Source organism: Psychromicrobium xiongbiense (assembly GCF_030271165.1).
GTDB classification, from domain to species: domain Bacteria; phylum Actinomycetota; class Actinomycetes; order Actinomycetales; family Micrococcaceae; genus Renibacterium; species Renibacterium xiongbiense.
This window is the reverse complement of record NZ_JASSZH010000047.1, coordinates 1-19030: the sequence shown is the minus strand read 5'-3', so window position 1 is coordinate 19030 and position 19030 is coordinate 1. Positions and strand designations below refer to the sequence as shown.

The following is a 19030-nucleotide window of genomic DNA, read 5'->3' as shown; positions in this document are numbered from 1 at the left end:
TGGCGCAGGGGCACGGTCGGGCGCTGGCGAAGCGGCTTGGTTTCTCCGCTCGGTGAGGAGGGTGCGGACCTTTGCTGTCTCTGTTGCGAATTTGTTCGCACCGGGGTCGGTTAGGACCATCCGAAATCATCATTGGCTGGAGACGACGCGAAGCTTGGCTGGATCAAGGTCTCGCACTGCGTTCGGCAGCAATTGGCCATCTCGCTTGGGTCGCTCGCATCTCTGAGAAGCCTGATCGTGACAGAAACCGGCCAGAACGCTATCAGCGTTTCAGCCCGACCGTTCGGCCCCTATGCCCTGATCCGAAATTCCCTCGACTGCTCAGTCCTAGCGTTCTGGCTCTTGAACCCCAATCGTAGAGAAGATCGACTCAGGCGCAGACTCCAGATAGAGAAAGACGAGGCACATAAGTCGAAGCAGGCCAGGGACAGCCTTGGCCAAGGGCCTGCAGACTGGTTCGCCGCGCGAACCGCGGGGATTGATGCAATTGCATCCGCGGCCGAAATCAGCAATATCGGGCGGATTGAATCGACAACGCGGATGCTTGACGAGCTTGAGGAGCATCCCGATCTCAAGGAAATGCTGATCAAAGGGACCTGGCAGGTCTGCAGCGGCTTGGCTCATGGAAAAATGTGGGCAAGTCTCGCAGCGCATGGCCTCGAGACCGTTGGGCATGACGCCGAGGCAAGGGAGAGCGAGGTGAAGATGACTATTAGCTACACAGCTTTGGCCGTCTATGCCGGAACCGCGGTGGTACTTGCTGAGCGGGTTGCGGGATTGCTGGGGAGCAGAGCGAAAAATCACCTCAGCGGACAATGAGGAATGGCACCGAGTTGCTGACTGTCCCCGCCCCGATTGCAGAGTCTTAATGAGGCGTTGGTGGGATGACGCGAAACGTGTAAGTTCGGTGAGACATCCAGTTTCTTAGGAGGCGAAGTTGGGGCCACTCGTTCGTTCTTCTCATTTGGAGAGAGCCCGTCGGGCCTGCGAGGTGTTGCGCACCGGACAAGACAGAAGCGGCGGGTGGGGACTGACGCTTCGACAGGCTCCGTCTCTCGTAAACACCGCTGAGGCCCTCTATGTTTTCGCCAAGGCCGAGGTTCCGCTAAGCGAGACAACACTGGCCGGGATCCGGTATCTTTGCCAAAACGTTCAGTTGCACACACGGCTTCGCCAAAACGGTGGTCGAGGCGAGAATATTCGGTTTCTCGCGTTCACACTTAGCGGGCTGGCAGACTATGAAGGGGTTTGGCCCGAAACCGAAGTGGCTGAAACAGTCCAGTGGTCGATCGATTGGCTCGCAAGGGCTAAGACCCGCGACGGATGGCCTGAAGTGTTAGGAATGCATGATTCTTCGCTGAATCAGACTGCCGGAGTAGTGATGGCAGTATCTTCGGTATATCAGAGAATGCGATCCTTCTATCCGTTCTACTCGAACCAATCCGTCGTACCTGATGCCATGGATCTCATAGTCCATGGGGTTCATGGACTACTGAAGCATCGTCGTGTTGACTTATTGTGGCCGCCCGCGACATTTCAGACTGGCGGTGCGAGCCCAAGCAAGACATCGCTAGCCATTATGGCCCTTCGCGCCGCTAGCGACGCACTCAGCCTGGCGGGAAGGACGACTGAAGCCGACCAACTTAGACGCAAATGCGAAGAGAGCGCGATCCGTCTAGCCAAGATCCATAGCCGATGGGAAACCTACACCGAAGGAGACCCCGACGTCCCCGGTACGGTATGGCAGCACCCGGCGTATTCACTCGGACTCGCGGCAGTGTGTATCGGCGGAGTTGATCCTCATAGCAGAGCCCTCGATCAGGCATGGCGGTACCTGGATCGAAGGTGGTCTCCAAGTAGCGGATCGTGGCTGGAACCGGACGGCTCGTTGACGGTGCGTATGGCCTTCCATGCAATGCGAGCCTACGACTCCCTCTGGAGAGCATCCGCCCACGCGTCGCCTCCGATTCCATTGCAGGTCGACCTAATGCTCGTTGTAAAGAGTGCGGAGAGGTCGCGCGTCACACTTGAGGTGGGTGGCCAAAACGCGGAAGTCAAGCTGTCGCCCCGGATGGGCGAACTATTCGAAATTCTGTACAGTTCAAAGAGTGGATTGACTTCTTCTGCCGTAGCCGAAAGCCTGAGCCTCAGACAATCAAGCGTCGCTCAGTACGTTGCCCGCCTAAACCGAATTTTTCATTCTCAGTCATCAGAGTTGATTCAGGAAATTGTCATTTTTGATGCAGAATCGCAGACTTATCGATTGACGTCGGGGTGACGACTAAGGGCGTATCGGCAAAGCTGGCGTACTTGTTCGAACGTCCTGAGCTCTTCGATCCCTTCCGCGGAAAAGAATTGTGCGGCATGGATTTCCGACAATTGAACACTTATTTCTCGCACTGGTCCGACGCGCCTAACAAAATAGAACTGCACGAGAGCGGGTATGGTGAATCCTTCGCGTTCGAGGTCTACGTAGAAAGGCACTGGCAGTGGTGAAGCGTTAGCGTCAGGATCCAGCTCTAGCTCGCCTGCGCTGACAACTTCCACGTCAATTCCTGTTTCCTCCTTGAATTCACGTACGGCTGCCTGATCGAAAGTTTCGCCGGGCTCAAGGTGTCCTCCCGGTGGAACCCATTTATCGAAACCGTTGTGATGAACAAGTAGGACTTTGTTTTCCTCGACGAGATATCCAGAGCAGATGAGATTAATCTCATGCGAATTCCCTGAAATGCTAATTCGACTCTCCATATATCTCATATTACCATTTGTTGGTCTAAATTGCTCAGGGTCGCTGACATGTCAGCGACCCTGTCCGCTGTATGTCAGCGGCACCATTCTTCGTCCCCAGCCTGACGATTGATACATCAGCGGCACGAACAAGGAGTCCACATGAGCAATCAATCGCACCCACGCCTTCAATCCCGCCCGATTGCTCGATCAGGGCGCGAGATCGACGGAGACGAGACTGTACTGCCCTCCACCTACGGTCCCGATCCCACCTTCGATCCCGTCGACAGCCGCTTCAATGAGGCCGTCAATGCCGTCATCGACGCCCGGCTGCTTGCCATGTTCGAAGAACAGGTGGCCGCTGAGTTTCAGACCGCGTCTCCGCTTTCCGGATAGACACCCACCGCGCCAGGCCCGCACCCGGTGGGCCTGGCGCGCTCCTCTCAACCCCGACGGTTCCTGGTGGTCGTGAATCTCGCCACCACCAGGAGCCCATCCCCACTAAAGAAAGTCATCATCATGGCATCAGACTTGAACCCCATTCTTGGGGGCGCATTGAACGCCGCTCAGGGTAGCGGTAGCGGCGGGTTGTTTGGTGGCCGCTCCTCTGCGGTCGCCAAGCAGGCCAAGAAGGAAACGGAGCTTCTCCTCGCTCGGACGGAGATTGCTGTGCTTCAGGATCAGAGCCGGGCGTTCCTGGCGGCCTCGGCCATGTCGAACGTGGGCATGCTGGTCGGCCAGGCCGAGCAGATTGTTCGGATGACTCCGGCTGCGGCCTCGCTCATCGAGCCGATCCTTCAGGGCTATGCCATCGGTGCGGCCCAGGCCGTCGCCCGGCACGGCTAGGCAGGCCGTAGATCATGGAAGATCTCATTGCCCTGATCATCTTCAGCATGGTGATGCTGGTCTTTGGCATCGTCTTGCTGGTTGGGTGGGCGCAGCGCGCCTACCGGACGCGTCAGGCCACCCAGCGCCGGCGCGCATTCATCGCCCACCAGGAACGCCTCCGCCTCATGGAGCGCACCCTGAAGACCAAAGCCATGCTCGACGCCCAGGCATTCGCGACCCGTCAGCGCATGATGAACGAAGCCATCCGGCTCAACAACCGGCCCGAGCGCTAACCCCGGGCTGCACCAGCCCAACTCCCATCGGGCGTGGTGAGTGGACTCCTGGCCGAACGGCCAGTCGCAGACCCTCCCGCCCACATCTCCCATCCTTTGGCCCCTCCATGGGTCGACTGCACTCAATTTCTGCTTGTTTCCTGCATTGAAAGTGAGCAACTCATCATGTCCACCATCTCCCTGAATCCCCAGATCACCGATGCCAGCACTGTTGCCGGGGCTGGTGTCCCGACGACTTCCGGTCGTCCGCGTCGTCGCAGCCGCTCGCGCTGCCAGGCGACGCCGTGTCCTCGTGTTCGTGTCCCGGTCTTTGGGAAGAACGCCTACCGGCTGGGTATCGGGGTTGCCGATCCCATGCATCCGACCGAACCGCAGATCGACGCCGCGTGTCGGGAGCTGACCGATCACTTCCTGGCTGAGGCAGAAGCCGCCGCCCGTCTGGTCGGTTTCGGCTGGTACGGCACGCCGTCGTCCCCGGCGACTTTCACGACCCTGAAGGCCGCGTACGAGCATTGTGCGTCTACCGGTGAGGCCCTGGCCGTGTCCAATGAGCATTTGGAGACTGCCATCCTGGCCAGCCTGGAGGCGAACGTGGCCTTGCGGTTCGTCCACGATGTCTCCCACGTCCGCCAGGGGTTGAGCTTCCGGACCGAGGACGAGCTCGAACTCGGCCTCTGCCACGTCGCCACCACCGAACTCGCCGGGCTGAGCCCCTTGGCAGTCCGCCTTATCGAGGCAGACCTGGTCGGCCAGACCCTCCTCTACGCTGCCAGCGGCAAGTTCGCGACCAACCAGCGCCAGTTCGATCTCGACTGCCTCGTCTTCGGGATTGCGGACGCGATCTTGCTGGAGCGCGAACGCCACGGCCAGACGGAAACTGCAACCGAACCGGTGGCACCGACGCCCAGCGCCCCGCTGGCGCTCCTGGTGGCAGGGCACGACTCGTGAGCGAACAGTCCCCAAAGTCACTGTTCGACCGCCTCATCGGCTTGTGCCTGTCACTACTGGTCGGCGCCGTCGCGCTGTGGTGCGCGGTGCAGGTCGTGCAGTCGATCCTGCCGTTCATCATCATCGGGGTCGGCCTCATCGCCCTGGTTTGGGCTGGCTGGATCCTGTCCCGGTTCCTGCGCGACCGTTTCTTCTAATCCGGGGCGTCTTTCCGGCGTCCTCGGCCTCAAGTCCCGTCTCCCGTAGACGGGAGACAACCAGTTCCTGCCGGTGTTGTGGTTTGTGCATTTCTCATTGATTTTTGCGCCAGCGCAAATCATAGTAAGGCGCAGACCTTTGCGCTCACGCAAAGGCAAACACCAACATGTACGCCGCACCACCGGCAGGAAAGGAGGGAAACCCCATCATGACCAACTCACGCACGTCTCGCAGCTCACGGCCTCGCCGCCAGATGAAGCCGAAGCGTCCGATCATTGTCACCGGCGTGGCACGCGAACGTCCGGACCTGCGCAAGCTCGCCCGTGCCGCCATCGCCCTGGCACAAGCCGAAGCCGAACGCGACGCCCAGGCTCAGCACCAGAACAGCGCCCCTGCGCCGTCACTGGGCGAGGAGCCGCCTCGTGACTAAGCAAACTCACCACCAGGCACGTCTGGTCTGGCAGCGCATCCATTGGCCGCAGCCGCTCGAAGATCTCCACATCATCCGACTCCTCCGGGCCTGGGCCGCACAGGTTCACGCCCCGCTGCTCATCCTGGAAGCCCGCGCTCACCGTGACGGGATCGCCTATCTCATCGGCTGCCAGCGCCGTTTCCAGTCAACTGTCCGCCGCGAGGTCGAAAAACTCGTCACCGGCGCCATCGTCGTCGATCACGACGCACCCCGCACCCTGGCATCCAGCGCCGGTCGGGTAACGTTTCACCCCGCCGCTCAGCCCCTGCAGTCCGCAGACAGCGACGGCACCACCCGCACCATCCTGAACGCTCTCACCGCTGTGACAGGCAAGGAAAGCCTGGTCGTGCAACTGGTGCTCGGGCCACGTGTGCCGTCCCGGTTGACCCCATCGGAGATCCCGGAAGTCAACCAGCCCCTGGGCAGCCTGCTGACGACGGGCGCGATGCGAGAACGCAGGGCGGACGTTCGCCGCCAGATCACCAGTAAACGCGCCGACGGCGGATTCACGGCGCTGGTGCGGATCGGGGCCAATGCCACCGATGAGCGTGCCCACACCCTGACCCGGGGGCTCGTCAACGCCCTCCGCGGCCTAAGTGCTCCGGGGATGCGGCTGCATTTCCGTCCCGAACACGTCGATTGGATCAACCGACCATCAAACACTTGGCCGCTGCTGCTCCCGCTTGGCCAACACCTGACCGTATCCGAGATCGGCCGACTCAGCGCCTGGCCAATGACCGAGAAAGACAGCATCTACCCGGGGCAGCCACCAAAACATCCCCGCCAGATCCGCCCGTCCTTCACCGCACGTCCGAGTGACCGGGTGGTCGCACTCTCGACCGCGCCCGGTACCGAAGGCCAACCCCTCGGCCTCTCCATAGAGGACAGCACCCGCCACTTCTGGACCATGGGACCTACCGGCGTGGGGAAGTCATCACTCCTGCTGAACCTGCTCATTCAGGATCTAGAGGCAGGGCGCGGCATCGTCGTGGTCGAGCCTAAGGACCTGATCCAGGACCTGCTGCACCACATCCCGAACCACCGAAAGGGAGACATCGTCGTGCTCGACGCTCTAGATGAGGAGGCGGTTGTTGGGCTGAATCCGCTTCAGCTCCACGGACGGAGCCCGGCGCTGGTTGCCGACCAACTGTTCAGTGTCTTCCAGGGGCTCTACGGCGGTGAGCTCGGCCCACGCAGCTCGGACATTCTGCGTAACGCTCTTTTCGCCCTCGCCAGCAGCGGTGGGGGTACCTTGGCGCAGCTGCCGTTCCTGCTCACCAACCGGGCATTTCGGGATCGGATCACCCGTCCGGTTGCGGCCGCCGATCCACTGGTGGCCGGACCGTTCTGGCACTGGTTCGACAGCCTGTCACCTGAATCTGCCGCCACCATTATCGCGCCGATTTCGAACAAGCTCCGGCCCCTCCTCAGGCACCAGTTGCGCTATGTTCTCGGCCAGGTGAAACCCCGGTTCAACCTGCGGCAAGTGCTGCAGGAAAAGAAGGTGTTGTTGGTGCCGCTCCAGAAGGGCGTCCTTGGCCCGGAGGCCGCTCAGCTGCTCGGGGCACTGGTAGTTGCCGATGCTTGGGCTGCTCTGCAGGAGCGGACGGTCATTCCGCCGAAGGACCGCCACCCGGTAACTTTCGTGCTGGACGAGGTGCAGGAGTACTTGCGACTGCCCATGGACCTCGGCGACGCGTTAGCGCTTTCGCGCAGCCTCGGCGCATCCTTCCATTTGGCACACCAGTATTTGGAGCAACTACCCGCTCCGATGCGCGCCGCTTTTGAGGCAAATGCGCGGAGCCGTGTGTTCTTCCAGCTCACCAAGCGAGACGCCGAAGCCGCCTCCGAGATGGCGCCCGGGCTGGAGCCGGAGGATTTCATGGCGCTGCCAGCCCGGCACATCTACACCCAACTCGTCAGAGACGGCATGGCGACGGAGTGGGCCTCCGGAAGGACAGCCGATATCCCGGCGCGCACCTCCAACCCGGCCAGTATCCGCCGCGCCAGCCGCACCCGCTTTGGGGTCCCGGTGGCGGAGATCGAGGCAGGCTTCCACACGACTGTTCTGGCTGAACCCGACATGCCAACCGGTGGGAATCGTCGCCGTCGGAGCGCCTCATGAGTGAGCCATTCCGTCTACCGTCCGGCTATCCGCCCGCGCTTGAGTCGATGGCCGCATCATCGCATGTCAGGGGCAAAGGAGGCGGATCACGGGAGACGAAAAAGGGAACCCTCACGGTTCCCACACCTACATCCAGTACACGTGTCAGCCAGGACCAGCTCCGTGCCGTCAATGCCACACTCAGTTCCAGGGATTTGACGATCATGGCGAGCGTCGACGCCTACCGCTTTGCCACCGGGGCACACCTCGTGAAGCTCCACTTCGCCGATCATGCCAGTCCTGCATCAGCAGCACGAACATCCAGACGGGTGCTGGCACGGCTGCGCGAACACCGCATCCTCGACGTGCTCGAGCAGCGTATCGGTGGCGTCCGGGCAGGCTCTGACGGGCTCGTTTACCACCTTGGCCCGGTTGGTGATCGACTCCTGCGCGAAGACCACCCGACTCGTGCCCGCCGTCGCTTGGGTGATCCATCGACCCGGTTCCTCGAGCACACCCTCGGCATTACTGGTGTTGCCGCTGCGCTTCACGAGTATGCCCGGAAACGGGGCGGCGAGGTCGTGACCCTCGCACCGGAACAGCCCCGTTCATTTACTGATCTGCTCGGTGCCAGGCAGGCGATCAGACCCGACCTGTACGCCGAACTCGCCGCCACCCAGGCTGCAGAGGACATCGCCACGTTCTTTATTGAGGTCGACATGGGCTCCGAGAGCATCCCGACCCTCATTGGCAAATGCCTGGTGTACGAGGAGTACCGCCGATCCGGCGAAGAACAACGCCGATTTGGCGGGTTCCCGATCATCGTCTGGGCCATGACCGCCAGACGCCCGGAAACCGCCCAGAAACGCCGCCATGCCCTCGCCAGGGCCATGGAACAACACCCGAAGATCATGGCCAGGGCGTACCGGATTGTGCCCCTGAACGCGGCATCGAACGAGATCTTCGAGGAGGTACGCAATGCCTGAATACCGGAATCAGATCCTTACCGGCGACGCCCTCGCCACCCTCCAAACCCTCCCGGACAGCACCATGGACATGTGCCTAACCAGCCCGCCCTACTACCAATTGAGGGACTACGGCACCACCGGCCAACTCGGCCTCGAACCAGACATCGGGCAGTGGGTAGAACAGTTGCACGCCGTTGTCCGCGAGATTCGCCGAGTGCTTGTCCCGACCGGCACACTCTGGCTCAACCTGGGCGACAGCTACTCCACTCACCGGAGCCAAGGTGCCCCGGCGAAGAGCCTGCTGCTGGCACCGGAACGGGTGGCGCTGGCGATAACGGCGGACGGCTGGCTACTGCGGAACAAGATCATCTGGGCGAAACCCAACCCGATGCCATCCAGTACAACCGACCGGCTCACGGCCGCGCACGAAGTCATCTACGTCTTCGCCAAACAGCCCCGCTATTTCTTCGACCTCGACGCCATCCGCATCCCACACACCACCCGCCCCGGCAAACCACCAAAACCACGCAGTCGCGGCCCGAACAAGCCAGCCTGGCGGGGATCCAACAGCTCGTCTATCGGAGGACTCCAAAGGCTTCGCGCAGCCGGAATCCCTGGGCATCCACTCGGAAGAAACCCCGGCGATGTGTGGATGATGCCCACGGCCAGGGGCTACGGCGGCCATCACGCCACCTTCCCGAAACCCCTGGCTGAGCGAGCCATCCAAGCTGGCTGCCCCGAGAAACGCTGCACTACCTGCCGGGCACCTTGGCGACGGCCACTGCGCCGACTCGGCGCGACCGCCATCCGGCTGGCTCTGGAACCATCCTGCACCCATCAGGACGGGCACGAACCCGGTTTGGTACTGGATCCGTTCATCGGCAGCGGCACCACCGCCGTAGCCGCGATGACACATAAGCGCGACTGGCTCGGCATCGAACTCAACCCCGAGTACGCCACCACCGCCCGGCGGCGCATCCAGGAAGCAGAGGACAGGCCGTAACACCCCGCACCTAGGGCAACTCGTCGCTGTACTGCGGCCGGTGACGAGAACACTCATCCAGAGTGTTCCGCCGGTCGCACGCATCGAGGAGTTGCCATGAAAACACCCACCACCGCCAGCGTCAAGACGCTCGGCATCCAGCTCGAACCGGAACTGCACGCGCAGCTGAGCATGATCGCTCAGCTGCGGGGCGGGAACCTCAAGGAAGAAATCCTGCAGGCCCTGGCCGCTCACGTTGAGACCGCCAAGAACAGCGGCACGCTCCAGGCCCAGGCCGAAGCTGCCGCCGCGGAAATCGAACGCGAGGCAACCGCCCGCCGGGAAGCCCTCGCCAGCCTCATGGGCACCACCCCAGAGACTGGCGACAAACCCCGCACCGCACGCAGCACCCGGTAACCGAGCACCCCACGGGCAGGGACAGCGTCGAGACCTTCGTCTCCGCTGCCCCTGCCCACACAACACCAACCCCCATTAGGAAGGAGGAAACACCATGAACCCAGAACACGCACTCACAACCCCCGAAACCACGACCACCCCTGAGGCAGAGAAACAGCCAGAAAACACACCAGCCATCTACATCGCCTGCCTGGCCGCCTACAACAACGGCCGACTCCACGGAGAGTGGATCGACGCCACCATCGGGGCCGAAGAAATCCACCAGCACATTCAGACCATGCTGGCCAGCTCACCTGAACCGGGAGCCGAAGAATGGGCTATTCACGACTACGACAACTTTGGCCCGCTCCGGCTCGGCGAGCACGCCGACATCGACTATGTGGCCAGCGTCGCTGAGCACATCCAGGCCCACGGCGCCCCGTTCGCCGCCTGGCTCGACTTCACCGGCTTCGAACAGGACAAATGGCACTACTTCACCGACGCCTACCTGGGCGAATACGAGAACCTCAACACCTACATCACCCAGCTCATCGAGGACCTCGGCTACGACGAACTCCTCAACCAGCACCTCCCGAAGAGCATGCGCGCCTACCTCGCGATCGACAAGGAACTGATGGCTCGCGATCTCGAAGCTGGCGGAGACATTTTCACGATCGAGACCGGAAATTCGGTACATATATTCGATTCGAGAATATAGCCAAGCCTGCACTGCATTGACAGAGAAGGGTGTTGTGAAATGCGATTAAGTTATTGCGTTGCCGCAAAGGCGGGCGCATAATCCAAGACGGAGAAACGCAATGAAAAACCAGCAATACACCGGAATTGGAAAAATCATAAAAACACGGCGAGAAGCCCTCGGCATCACGGCAGCTGAACTCGGCCGCAGGATCGGCGTCTACCCGTCATCGATCACCAGACTCGAAGCCGGGGAAGTCAGCGCCAGCAAACTCAACACCATCCGAGCCATCGCAACCGCCCTCGACATCCCGCTCACCGAGCTCCTCGCCGAATCCAACGTCCTCACCGACGACGACCTTCCACGCCTCACCCCGTACCTACGCACCAAATACAAAGACATGCCCGAATCCGCCATCCGCGAGATCGAACAACACTTCGCGAAAATCGCCAAACGCCACGGCATCACCCCGAACCACGGCCCAGGCCCAGGCCAAGACGAATAACAAGAAAGGACAACCACATGACGAAGACCATCATTTACCAGCGGGTATACAAGGCAAACCCGAACGATCCCATCATCGAATCGGCGGCGCCAGCGAACAGCTTCGCTGAACAGCAGGCCGTAATCAACCAACACGCCAAAACCTTGGGTATCACCGAGATCGAGCTACGAAGTGAACCTGCCGAGTTCGGCCACCCCATGCTGGACCGCCTCAAGGCCGACCCACGAACCGAGATCGTCATCACCGATCCCGACCGGCCCATCGACCTGGCACCGCCAGACCACAGCAAATAACCCCAACCCTTGAACAAATACGAAGGTTGGAGCCGCCAACGCTTCACCCTCGCCCACGAGTACAAACACATCATCGACCACAACCACGCCGGACCACGGCCCAGACGCAGGCTAAGACGAATAACAAGAAAGGACAACGACATGACAGGAAACTTTATTTACGCCGACGGAATCAAGATATCTCTCGCACAGTTCAAGCGGATAGTAGAACGCCACACCGAATTTCACCGCGAAAGAACCGCTCTGCTTCGTCTAGCCAAGGCACGCGGCCTCACCCTCGGCAGTCGCGAGAAGGACCTTGCTGCAACCACCGATCAGCTGTATCGGCTGCTCCGTACTGGAGAACAACCGAAAAGCGCCTCCACGACGAAGGATGCCGTGTCGCGCGAATAAATCAAAATACACCTCACTGAAAGGAGGACGCTATGACTCAACCACCAACCACATTCACCACCGAACGCAGCGTCCTCGCCAGCCTGCGCACACTCATCCCGCAGCGCACCGTCACCTCACAGGCCGAAGCACTCCGCATTGCCGAACACCAAGCTACGAAGCTCATCGACGCCTTCGGCATCACGGACGGGCCAGTGCCGGTCGAACTCATCGGCGAACTTCCAAAAATCCGTATCGAATACGTCACTGCACCAGTTTCGGGAGCCAGCTTCTGGAACGGCGACGAATGGATCATCCAGCTGAACAAGTACGAGAACTGGACCCGCCAACGCTTCACCCTCGCCCACGAATACAAACACATCATCGACCACAACCACGCCGACCACCTCTACACCGGCACGCGCAGAGCGACTCCGCAGGAACAAGCCGAACATGCCGCCGATTACTTCGCCGGCTGCCTCCTCATCCCCAAACCGATGCTGAAACGAGTCTTCTGTAGCGGCATCCAGGACCCTGCCGACTTGGCCGACCACTTCAACGTCTCCGAAGCTGCCATTCGGACCCGCCTCCAGCAAACCAGCCTCATCGACCAACCACCACGCTGCGCCACCACCAGCACACCATTCTCACGCGGCTGGCAATACCGAGCAAACCGCACCAGATACCAAGGAGCATGACCATGACAATGACCATTGACGAACTCGAAGCTCTGCGCCCCCGCAAGGCAGTGCTCTACTTGCGTGTGAGTAGCAAAAAGCAGACCGAGACAGCCGCCGATATCGACGAAGACGGAAACTCGATTGCTACCCAGCGGGAGGTCTGCCTGCACAAAGCAGGAGAGCTCAACGCCGACGTCATCGAAGAGTTTCCAGAGCCAGGCGTGTCGGCAAAAAACATTGAAGACCGCCCGGCGTTCAAGGAACTGCTCGCATACCTCGAGTACCACCGGGAAATCGACTACGTCATCGTCTACGCCCGCTCACGTGCATTCCGCAATCTCGAAGATGCCGTCATCACGGAGCGCCACTTCAAACGAATCGGCGTCAAGCTCATCTCCGCCCGCGAGGACTTCGGTGAAACCATCCAGGGCAAAGCCATGAAGAACATCACCGACACCATCAACCAGATGCAGAACGAACTCAGCGGGGAAGACATCCGCATCAAGCTCGAACACAAAGCTCGCAACGGTGGCACTGTCACCAAAGCCCCGTTTGGGTACCTCAACATCCGCAAGGACGTCGGTGGCCGCATGGTGAACACCGTCGGCATCGACAAACAACGTGCTCCCTTGATTCGAGAAGCCTTCGAGTTGTACGCCACCGGCAAGTACACCATCGACCGGCTGGAAGCCACCCTGGCGGATCGTGGCCTCACCATCCGGCCAACGGCCGTTCTCCCTGAGCGGCCGGTATCCGCCAGCTACCTCCATAAAACCCTGAAGGATCCGTACTACACCGGCTATGTCAGGCATAAGGGGGAGATCTACTCCGGCCGCCACAAAGCCATCGTCACCCAGGAACTGTTCGATCAGGTCCAGGTTGTCATGGCTGCACGCAGTGGGGCGGGCCAACGTGATCGCATCTACGACCATGTTCTCAAAGGCATGGTCTTCTGCAAAAAATGTGAGCGTCGCGGCCAAACCAGCCGCATCATCTTCACCAAAGTCAAAGGTCGCGGCAACACCTTCCACGAATACTTCTTCTGCCGTGCCCGCCAAAGCGGTGACTGCGACCTTCCGTACATCCCGGCTTACGTTGTGGAAGAAAAAGTCGCTGACATCTACGGCACTCTCCAACTGGATGCGGCCTTCCGCGATGACCTCATCGGCCGACTCACCACCGCCACCGAAGGGGAGCATTCCGATCTCAAAGCAACCCGTTCCCGCCTGACCAACGAACTCCGCAAGATTGAGCAAAAAGAAGTTCGACTCATCGATCTGCTCACCGACGACACCTTGCCACTCCCACAAATCCGCACAAAGCTCCATGAGCTGCGCGTGCAACGCTTCCGCATCGAAGACACCCTCGCCAACCTCTCCGAGAAGCTAGCAACCGGAAGCGCGGTGCTGCGACGGGCAATCCAGCAGACCGCCGACCCGAAAGCCACCTACGTCACCGCCCCCGACAACGTCCAGCGACTCCTCAATGAAGCCTTCTTCACGCACTTCTTCTTGGACGAGGATGGGCAAGTATCCACACGATTGAACAGTCCATTCGACGATCTCTTCGCCGCTCAGCAGGCCTACCGCCCGCCCGTTGTTACCACAACAACACTCGCCTCAACTTGGACCGAGTCGTCCCAAAAAACGCCAAAAACCGTCGATTTTGACGTACTCGAACGCCAATTCGACGGCAACAAAAATGGCCCCGATTTCTCGGAGCCACCTCTGTTTTTGAACCTCATGTCGGTCTACTCGAACCGTGATTCGAATAAAGCGACTCTGGTCGGGGTGACAGGATTTGAACCTGCGGCCTCGTCGTCCCGAACGACGCGCGCTACCAAGCTGCGCCACACCCCGTTGCCTCAGCCATCACGCACGGCGAACCTTGCCCGATGAGAAAAGCAACCTCTCAAGGATAGCGGAGAAGCGGCCGGCCCCCAAACCGGGCCCCGCTGAGGCAAGGTCACACCAGCGAATCCTCCCAGGCACCGTGCAGCGCGGCGAAACGTCCACCCGAGGCAATGAGCTCCTCCGGCGTTCCGTCTTCCACCACCTGGCCGTCATGCACCACCAGCACCCGGTCCGCGATCTCCACGGTGGAGAGCCGGTGCGCAATGATGATCGCCGTCCGTCCACCGCCAGCCACGGAACCCAGTAGGCTCCGCAGCCCCTGCTGAACCACCCGCTCCGACGGAATGTCCAGCGAGGCCGTGGCCTCATCCAGGATGAGCACCGCAGGCGCGGCGAGGAAGGCCCGGGCAAAGGAGAGCAGCTGGCGTTGCCCGGCGGACACTCGGCCACCACGCTTGTTCACATCCGTGTCGTAGCCGTCAGGGAGCTCCATGATGAACTCGTGCGCACCCACGGCCCGGGCCGCATCCTCAATTTCGGTACGGCTGGCGGTGGGCTTGCCCAGGGCAATGTTCTCCGCCACCGTCCCGGAGAACAGGAAGGCCTCCTGGGTGACCATGACGACGGCGCGCCGCAGGTCCTCGGGGGAGAGTCTGTCCAGCGGGACGCCATCGAGCGTCAGAGAACCGGTCGTCACATCGTAGAACCGGGCCACCAGCTTGGCCAGGGTGGATTTCCCGGCGCCGGTCTGACCCACCACGGCCACCGTCTGGCCGGCCGGAATGGTCAGGTCGAAGCGCGGCATGACGATCGGGCCGTCACCGTAACGGAATTCGACGTCCGTGAACTCGAGGCGCCCGGAAGCGTTCGGCAAGGAGATCGGGTTCTTCGGCGGGCGCACCGTCGGCACCTCCTCCAGCAGACCGGAGACCTTTTCCAGCGCAGCCTGCGCCGACTGGAAGGAGGTGTAGAACATGGCCATCTGGTCCACGGGGGAGAAGAAGCGCTTGGTGGAGAGGATCAGCGCCAGCAGCGCCCCCACGGCCAGGCCGCCGGAGAGCACCCGGAACCCGCCGAGCAGCAGCACCACGGCCACCGTCGCATTGCCGATCAGAATCAGTCCCGGCTGGTAGATGCCGTTGAGATTGATCGAATCGACCGTGACCCTGCGGTAATCGTCGGAGAGCTGTTCGTAGCGGGCGCCGTTGGCCTTCTCGCGGCGGAACGCCTTGACCGCGCGAATGCCGGTCATGGTCTCCACGAAGTGCACAATGAGCTTCGCGGACACCACGCGGGAGGCGCGGAATGCCACCTGCGAATGCTTCTGGTACCAGCGCGAGAGGAAGAACATCGGGATGCCGGCCAGCAGAATCACGATGCCGGTCTGCCAGTCCAGGCTGAAGATGCTGATGGCGGTGAACAGCATAAACACCACGCCCTCCCCCAGCGACGCCACGCCGGAATCAAGCAGCTCGCGCAGTGCCTCCAGGTCTGAGGTCTGCCGGGCGATGATCCGGCCGGAGGTGTAGCTCTCGTGGAATTCCAGGCTGAGCCGCTGGGTGTGCCGGAAGACCCGCCGACGCAGATCCAGCAGCATGGCCTGGCTCAGCTGCGCCGTCGTGGTGACGTAGCCGGCGGTCATCCATCCGGTCAGGATGGCGGCCACCATATAGCCGGAGCCGGTGAGCAGCAGCATGGCAGGGTTCCCGGCCAGCAGTTGCGGCAGGGCATGGTCGATGCCGAAGGCGATCAACAGCGGTCCGGCGACACGGGTGCCCTGGGAAAGGACCACGAGGACGATGGTCGCGATGAACTTCCCGCGGACCGGGCTGACCAGCGAGCCGAGCAGCCGCAGCGAACGCGCGCGGACGGCTTTCGAGTCGGCCTGATTGAGCCGGACCCGGTCTTCATTGGCGGTACCGATGCTCATGCCTGAGCCTCCTCAAGATCGTCGAATTCCTCAAGTTCCTCGAGATCGCTGTCCAGATCCTTGGGCTCCTCGCTCAGGCTGGCGAGCACGTACCGATAGTGGGCGTTGCTCGCCAGCAGCTCAGTGTGCGTGCCGACGGCAGTGACCCGCCCATCCTGGAGCAGTGCCACCCGGTCGGCCAGGGTGACCGTGGAGGGGCGGTGGGCCACGATGAGCGTCGTCGTCTCGGTGAGGACCTCCCGCAGGCGGGCCTCGACGCGCTCTTCGGTGTTGACGTCCAGTGCGGACAGCGGGTCATCGAGCACCAGCACGGCCGGGCGGGCGGCGATGGCGCGGGCCAGGGCGATGCGTTGGCGCTGGCCACCGGAGAGGCTGAGCCCCTCCTCGCCGATCAGCGTGTTCAGACCGTTCGGCAGCGAGTACACAAACTGGGCCTGGGCGACATCGAGCGATTCCTCCAACAGCGCCTGGCCCTCCGGAGTGCCATCCTTCTGGGCGGCGCCGAGCAGTACATTGTCCCGCACCGAGGAGGAGAAGAGGATGGTGTCCTCGAAGGCCACCGAGACCAGGGAGCGCAGACGGTCCAGCGACAGGTCGCGGATGTCCACGCCATCGATCGTGATGGAGCCACCGGTGGCCTCGTACAGCCGGGGGACCAGCTGCAGCAGCGTGCTCTTGCCGCTGCCGGTCACGCCGACCAGCGCTATCGTCTCCCCGGGACGGATGCTCAGGTCCAGGTTGCCCAGCACCTCGCTGGAGGCGTCGGCGTAGCGGAAGGCGACCTGCCGGAAGTCGAGGGCGCCGCGCACCGGATGGGCCGCATCGCCCAGGGGGACCGGATGTTCCGGGTCGGTGATCGTATTGACGGCGTCCATGACCTCAAAATGGCGGTCGATGGCGGTTTTGGCGCTCAGGGCCATGGCCATCAGCTGACCGACGGCTTCCACCGGATTGGCCACGAGGGCGGCGGTGGCGAAGAAGGCGACCAGGGCACCGACGGTCAGCTGCCCGGAGGAGACCAGCAGGACGCCGATGACGAGGCCCAGACCGAGTGCAAGCTCCGGCAGGAGAGTGGTGACCATGGCGAACCGCGCCAGGGACTTGGCCTTGAAGATTTCGGTCTGGCGCAGTTCTTCAGCCTGATCGCTGAAGCTGTCCAGGGCTTCCTGGCCGCGGCCGAAGGCCTTGAGGACCCGGATGCCGTGCACGGACTCCTCCACGGCGGTGGCCAGATCTCCAGCCTGATCCTGACTCTTTCGGCTCACCTCGCGGTAGCGGCGGCTGAACCGGAAGCCGTTGATGATCATCGGGATCGCCGCGGCGAGGAAGATCAACGCGAGCTCCCAGCTGAGGAAGAACATCATCACGGTGCCCAGCAGCACGGTGAGGCTGGTGACCACCAGCATGATGGCGCCGAACGCCATCCAACGTCGCACCAGGCCCAGATCGCTCATGGCGCGGCTGAGCAGCTGCCCGGAACCCCAGCGGTCGTGGAAGGAGACGGTGAGATTCTGCAGGTGGCGGTAGAAGGAGGTGCGCATCTGCGCTTCCACCGTGGTGGAGGGGGCGATCACGAAGTAGCGGCGCGCGGCCACGAATGCGGCTTCCAGAACGCCCAGGATCAGGACCACGACGACTGCGATCCAGACCGCGGTGGTCTCACCGCCCTGATGCAGGGCGGAGTTGATCAGGATCTGGAGGACCTGCGGGACCAGCAGGGCCACGACGGAGGCGCCCAGGGCACTGAGCAGGCCCAGGATCAGACGCGGCATGATCGGCTTGAGGAAAGGATACAGTCTGCCGAAAGACTGGAAAAGGGTCAGAGCTGAGGGGTCGTTGGGGGTAGTTGGTTTCGTATCAGGCATGCCAGCTTCTCGAGAACTCATGGTGGGCACTTTGAGGGTGTGGAGGAGGGGGATAGTTAGTTGACCGGACTAACTAGCCTAGTACCTCAAGTGTCCAAGGTCACGCACCATGAGCATCTGAACATTAAGTGTGGCGCGAAAGAAGTGGTGGTGGTTGACGGGTGGCTCCCGCGCTACGCCCCCGCCAGTCGATTTGCTGCCAGCCGGTTCAGCGAGACGTGCTGCTCTGCGGCATCGAGAGCGAGCTGACGGTGAGCCTCAGGGGTGAGGCGAACCATGAACTTGCCTGAATAGGTCCGGTCTGCGATGGCGTCTGGCGCGGTCTCGCCGTTCTCCGTCATGTCTTCGAGGACACTGGCAACTAGCTCACGGATGCCAACGAAGGCCTCATCCTGCTTGTCTGCGACCCAGGACAGTGACGATAGTTCTGCGACGGTGCCGATGAATGCGGCATCCTCGGCGGACCAGCGTACCCGGTAGGTGTAGTGATCTGAGTTCATGATGATTCCCCTCCAGTTTCTCGATGGCTGCCAGTACCTGGCGCACCTGGTACGGTTTGGCCTTGCCGTGATCGTTTTGGATATTTACTCGAGGATCGCCCTGCCAAGGCAACCGATACACGCGATAGGAAGTTCCCTGCTGTCGCGGCTCGCCGAAGTAGTAATCGCAGAGTCGGCTCAGGTCAGCGAAGCGAACCCCAATGGGGCTGCTCCGCATCCGTGCAAGCAACTCCTCAGTGCTCGCCATGATCTATGGTATCATTATTGATACTGAGTTTTCCGGGGCCTTGAGAGGCCGCCGATGGGTGATGTAGGTGAATCCGTGGACTTTTCCTGATCCGTGGTGCAGGTGATGCCTGTTGACGAGCGGTCACCTAGTGTCGCGTTTCTGAAGTAGTTGGGCGATTGGCTTTCGCGAG

General features: G+C 61.6%; 20 protein-coding genes, 1 tRNA gene and 1 pseudogene. 17 read left to right on the top strand and 5 right to left on the bottom strand.

Going from position 1 to position 19030, the window contains the following annotated elements:
• Nucleotides 1–237 precede the first annotated feature (237 nt).
• Complete coding sequence (locus QQM37_RS13955; protein ID WP_285728223.1) at nt 238–819, top strand: hypothetical protein; 582 nt, start codon at nt 238–240, stop codon at nt 817–819.
• Between the two features lie 1437 nt (nt 820–2256).
• Here the strand turns inward: QQM37_RS13955 and QQM37_RS13950 are convergent.
• Entirely contained in the window at nt 2257–2748 is a 492-nt protein-coding gene (locus QQM37_RS13950; protein ID WP_285728222.1) for an NUDIX domain-containing protein, read from the bottom strand.
• A gap of 141 nt (nt 2749–2889) precedes the next feature.
• On the opposite strand from QQM37_RS13950, the gene QQM37_RS13945 reads away from it, so the two are divergent.
• The 16 genes and pseudogenes from QQM37_RS13945 to QQM37_RS14545 form a co-directional block, all read left to right on the top strand.
• Nucleotides 2890–3123 carry a hypothetical protein gene (locus QQM37_RS13945; protein ID WP_285728221.1) on the top strand — a complete coding sequence of 78 codons (234 nt, stop codon included), beginning with the start codon at nt 2890–2892 and terminating at the stop codon, nt 3121–3123.
• A 123-nt stretch (nt 3124–3246) separates the two neighbouring features.
• Entirely contained in the window at nt 3247–3573 is a 327-nt protein-coding gene (locus QQM37_RS13940; protein ID WP_285728220.1) for a hypothetical protein, read from the top strand.
• Nucleotides 3574–3587: 14 nt separating this feature from the next.
• Nucleotides 3588–3848, top strand: coding sequence for a hypothetical protein (locus QQM37_RS13935; protein WP_285728219.1), 261 nt, complete (start codon nt 3588–3590; stop codon nt 3846–3848).
• A gap of 165 nt (nt 3849–4013) precedes the next feature.
• On the top strand, nt 4014–4796 hold the full coding sequence (locus tag QQM37_RS13930) for a hypothetical protein (protein WP_285728218.1): 783 nt from the start codon (nt 4014–4016) through the stop codon (nt 4794–4796).
• Entirely contained in the window at nt 4793–4993 is a 201-nt protein-coding gene (locus tag QQM37_RS13925; protein WP_285728217.1) for a hypothetical protein, read from the top strand. The genes QQM37_RS13930 and QQM37_RS13925 overlap by 4 nt, the downstream gene beginning before the upstream one ends.
• Before the next feature lie 209 nt (nt 4994–5202).
• Nucleotides 5203–5424 (top strand): hypothetical protein, encoded by a 222-nt coding sequence (locus QQM37_RS13920; RefSeq protein ID WP_285728216.1) that lies wholly within the window; start codon nt 5203–5205, stop codon nt 5422–5424.
• Nucleotides 5417–7591, top strand: a complete 2175-nt coding sequence (locus tag QQM37_RS13915) for a type IV secretory system conjugative DNA transfer family protein (RefSeq protein WP_285728215.1) — start codon at nt 5417–5419, stop codon at nt 7589–7591. The genes QQM37_RS13920 and QQM37_RS13915 overlap by 8 nt, the downstream gene beginning before the upstream one ends.
• A gap of 203 nt (nt 7592–7794) precedes the next feature.
• Nucleotides 7795–8556, top strand: a complete 762-nt coding sequence (locus QQM37_RS13910) for a replication-relaxation family protein (protein WP_285728214.1) — start codon at nt 7795–7797, stop codon at nt 8554–8556.
• Complete coding sequence (locus QQM37_RS13905; protein WP_285728213.1) at nt 8549–9541, top strand: DNA-methyltransferase; 993 nt, start codon at nt 8549–8551, stop codon at nt 9539–9541. The genes QQM37_RS13910 and QQM37_RS13905 overlap by 8 nt, the downstream gene beginning before the upstream one ends.
• A 96-nt stretch (nt 9542–9637) precedes the next feature.
• On the top strand, nt 9638–9937 hold the full coding sequence (locus tag QQM37_RS13900) for a hypothetical protein (RefSeq protein ID WP_285728212.1): 300 nt from the start codon (nt 9638–9640) through the stop codon (nt 9935–9937).
• A gap of 94 nt (nt 9938–10031) precedes the next feature.
• Nucleotides 10032–10634, top strand: a complete 603-nt coding sequence (locus QQM37_RS13895; RefSeq protein ID WP_285728211.1) for an antirestriction protein ArdA — start codon at nt 10032–10034, stop codon at nt 10632–10634.
• Nucleotides 10635–10734: 100 nt separating this feature from the next.
• Nucleotides 10735–11118, top strand: coding sequence for a helix-turn-helix domain-containing protein (locus tag QQM37_RS13890; protein WP_285728210.1), 384 nt, complete (start codon nt 10735–10737; stop codon nt 11116–11118).
• A gap of 17 nt (nt 11119–11135) precedes the next feature.
• Nucleotides 11136–11411, top strand: a complete 276-nt coding sequence (locus tag QQM37_RS13885) for a hypothetical protein (protein ID WP_285728209.1) — start codon at nt 11136–11138, stop codon at nt 11409–11411.
• A 141-nt stretch (nt 11412–11552) separates the two neighbouring features.
• Nucleotides 11553–11804, top strand: coding sequence for a hypothetical protein (locus QQM37_RS13880; protein ID WP_285728208.1), 252 nt, complete (start codon nt 11553–11555; stop codon nt 11802–11804).
• A 32-nt stretch (nt 11805–11836) separates the two neighbouring features.
• Nucleotides 11837–12481 carry an ImmA/IrrE family metallo-endopeptidase gene (locus QQM37_RS13875; RefSeq protein ID WP_285728207.1) on the top strand — a complete coding sequence of 215 codons (645 nt, stop codon included), beginning with the start codon at nt 11837–11839 and terminating at the stop codon, nt 12479–12481.
• Nucleotides 12478–13518 (top strand): annotated as a pseudogene (locus QQM37_RS14545) (recombinase family protein); the annotation flags it as partial. The gene QQM37_RS13875 and the pseudogene QQM37_RS14545, both read left to right, overlap by 4 nt.
• A gap of 727 nt (nt 13519–14245) precedes the next feature.
• Here the strand turns inward: QQM37_RS14545 and QQM37_RS13865 are convergent.
• The 4 genes from QQM37_RS13865 to QQM37_RS13850 form a co-directional block, all read right to left on the bottom strand.
• Nucleotides 14246–14322: transfer RNA gene (locus QQM37_RS13865), tRNA-Pro, on the bottom strand.
• A gap of 106 nt (nt 14323–14428) precedes the next feature.
• Nucleotides 14429–16246: an ABC transporter ATP-binding protein gene (locus tag QQM37_RS13860; RefSeq protein ID WP_285728205.1), complete on the bottom strand. Its 1818-nt coding sequence runs from the start codon at nt 16244–16246 to the stop codon at nt 14429–14431.
• Nucleotides 16243–18111, bottom strand: a complete 1869-nt coding sequence (locus QQM37_RS13855; RefSeq protein ID WP_285728204.1) for an ABC transporter ATP-binding protein — start codon at nt 18109–18111, stop codon at nt 16243–16245. Before QQM37_RS13855 ends, QQM37_RS13860 begins: the two co-directional genes overlap by 4 nt.
• Before the next feature lie 173 nt (nt 18112–18284).
• Nucleotides 18285–18611, bottom strand: coding sequence for a type II toxin-antitoxin system HicB family antitoxin (locus QQM37_RS13850; RefSeq protein ID WP_285728203.1), 327 nt, complete (start codon nt 18609–18611; stop codon nt 18285–18287).
• Nucleotides 18612–19030: the final 419 nt, after the last annotated feature.

Bases quoted from the DNA above. Each gene is read 5' to 3' on its own strand.
- QQM37_RS13890 (WP_285728210.1), top strand. From the start codon at position 10,735: ATGAAAAACCAGCAATACACCGGAATTGGAAAAATCATAAAAACACGG.
- QQM37_RS13920 (WP_285728216.1), top strand. From the start codon at position 5,203: ATGACCAACTCACGCACGTCTCGCAGCTCACGGCCTCGCCGCCAGATG.
- QQM37_RS13850 (WP_285728203.1), bottom strand. From the start codon at position 18,611: ATGAACTCAGATCACTACACCTACCGGGTACGCTGGTCCGCCGAGGAT.
- QQM37_RS13860 (WP_285728205.1), bottom strand. From the start codon at position 16,246: ATGAGCATCGGTACCGCCAATGAAGACCGGGTCCGGCTCAATCAGGCC.
- QQM37_RS13885 (WP_285728209.1), top strand. From the start codon at position 11,136: ATGACGAAGACCATCATTTACCAGCGGGTATACAAGGCAAACCCGAAC.
- QQM37_RS13895 (WP_285728211.1), top strand. From the start codon at position 10,032: ATGAACCCAGAACACGCACTCACAACCCCCGAAACCACGACCACCCCT.
- QQM37_RS13880 (WP_285728208.1), top strand. From the start codon at position 11,553: ATGACAGGAAACTTTATTTACGCCGACGGAATCAAGATATCTCTCGCA.
- QQM37_RS13940 (WP_285728220.1), top strand. From the start codon at position 3,247: ATGGCATCAGACTTGAACCCCATTCTTGGGGGCGCATTGAACGCCGCT.
- QQM37_RS13930 (WP_285728218.1), top strand. From the start codon at position 4,014: ATGTCCACCATCTCCCTGAATCCCCAGATCACCGATGCCAGCACTGTT.
- QQM37_RS13875 (WP_285728207.1), top strand. From the start codon at position 11,837: ATGACTCAACCACCAACCACATTCACCACCGAACGCAGCGTCCTCGCC.
- QQM37_RS13945 (WP_285728221.1), top strand. From the start codon at position 2,890: ATGAGCAATCAATCGCACCCACGCCTTCAATCCCGCCCGATTGCTCGA.
- QQM37_RS13900 (WP_285728212.1), top strand. From the start codon at position 9,638: ATGAAAACACCCACCACCGCCAGCGTCAAGACGCTCGGCATCCAGCTC.
- QQM37_RS13855 (WP_285728204.1), bottom strand. From the start codon at position 18,111: ATGCCTGATACGAAACCAACTACCCCCAACGACCCCTCAGCTCTGACC.
- QQM37_RS13935 (WP_285728219.1), top strand. From the start codon at position 3,588: ATGGAAGATCTCATTGCCCTGATCATCTTCAGCATGGTGATGCTGGTC.
- QQM37_RS13950 (WP_285728222.1), bottom strand. From the start codon at position 2,748: ATGGAGAGTCGAATTAGCATTTCAGGGAATTCGCATGAGATTAATCTC.
- QQM37_RS13905 (WP_285728213.1), top strand. From the start codon at position 8,549: ATGCCTGAATACCGGAATCAGATCCTTACCGGCGACGCCCTCGCCACC.
- QQM37_RS13910 (WP_285728214.1), top strand. From the start codon at position 7,795: ATGGCGAGCGTCGACGCCTACCGCTTTGCCACCGGGGCACACCTCGTG.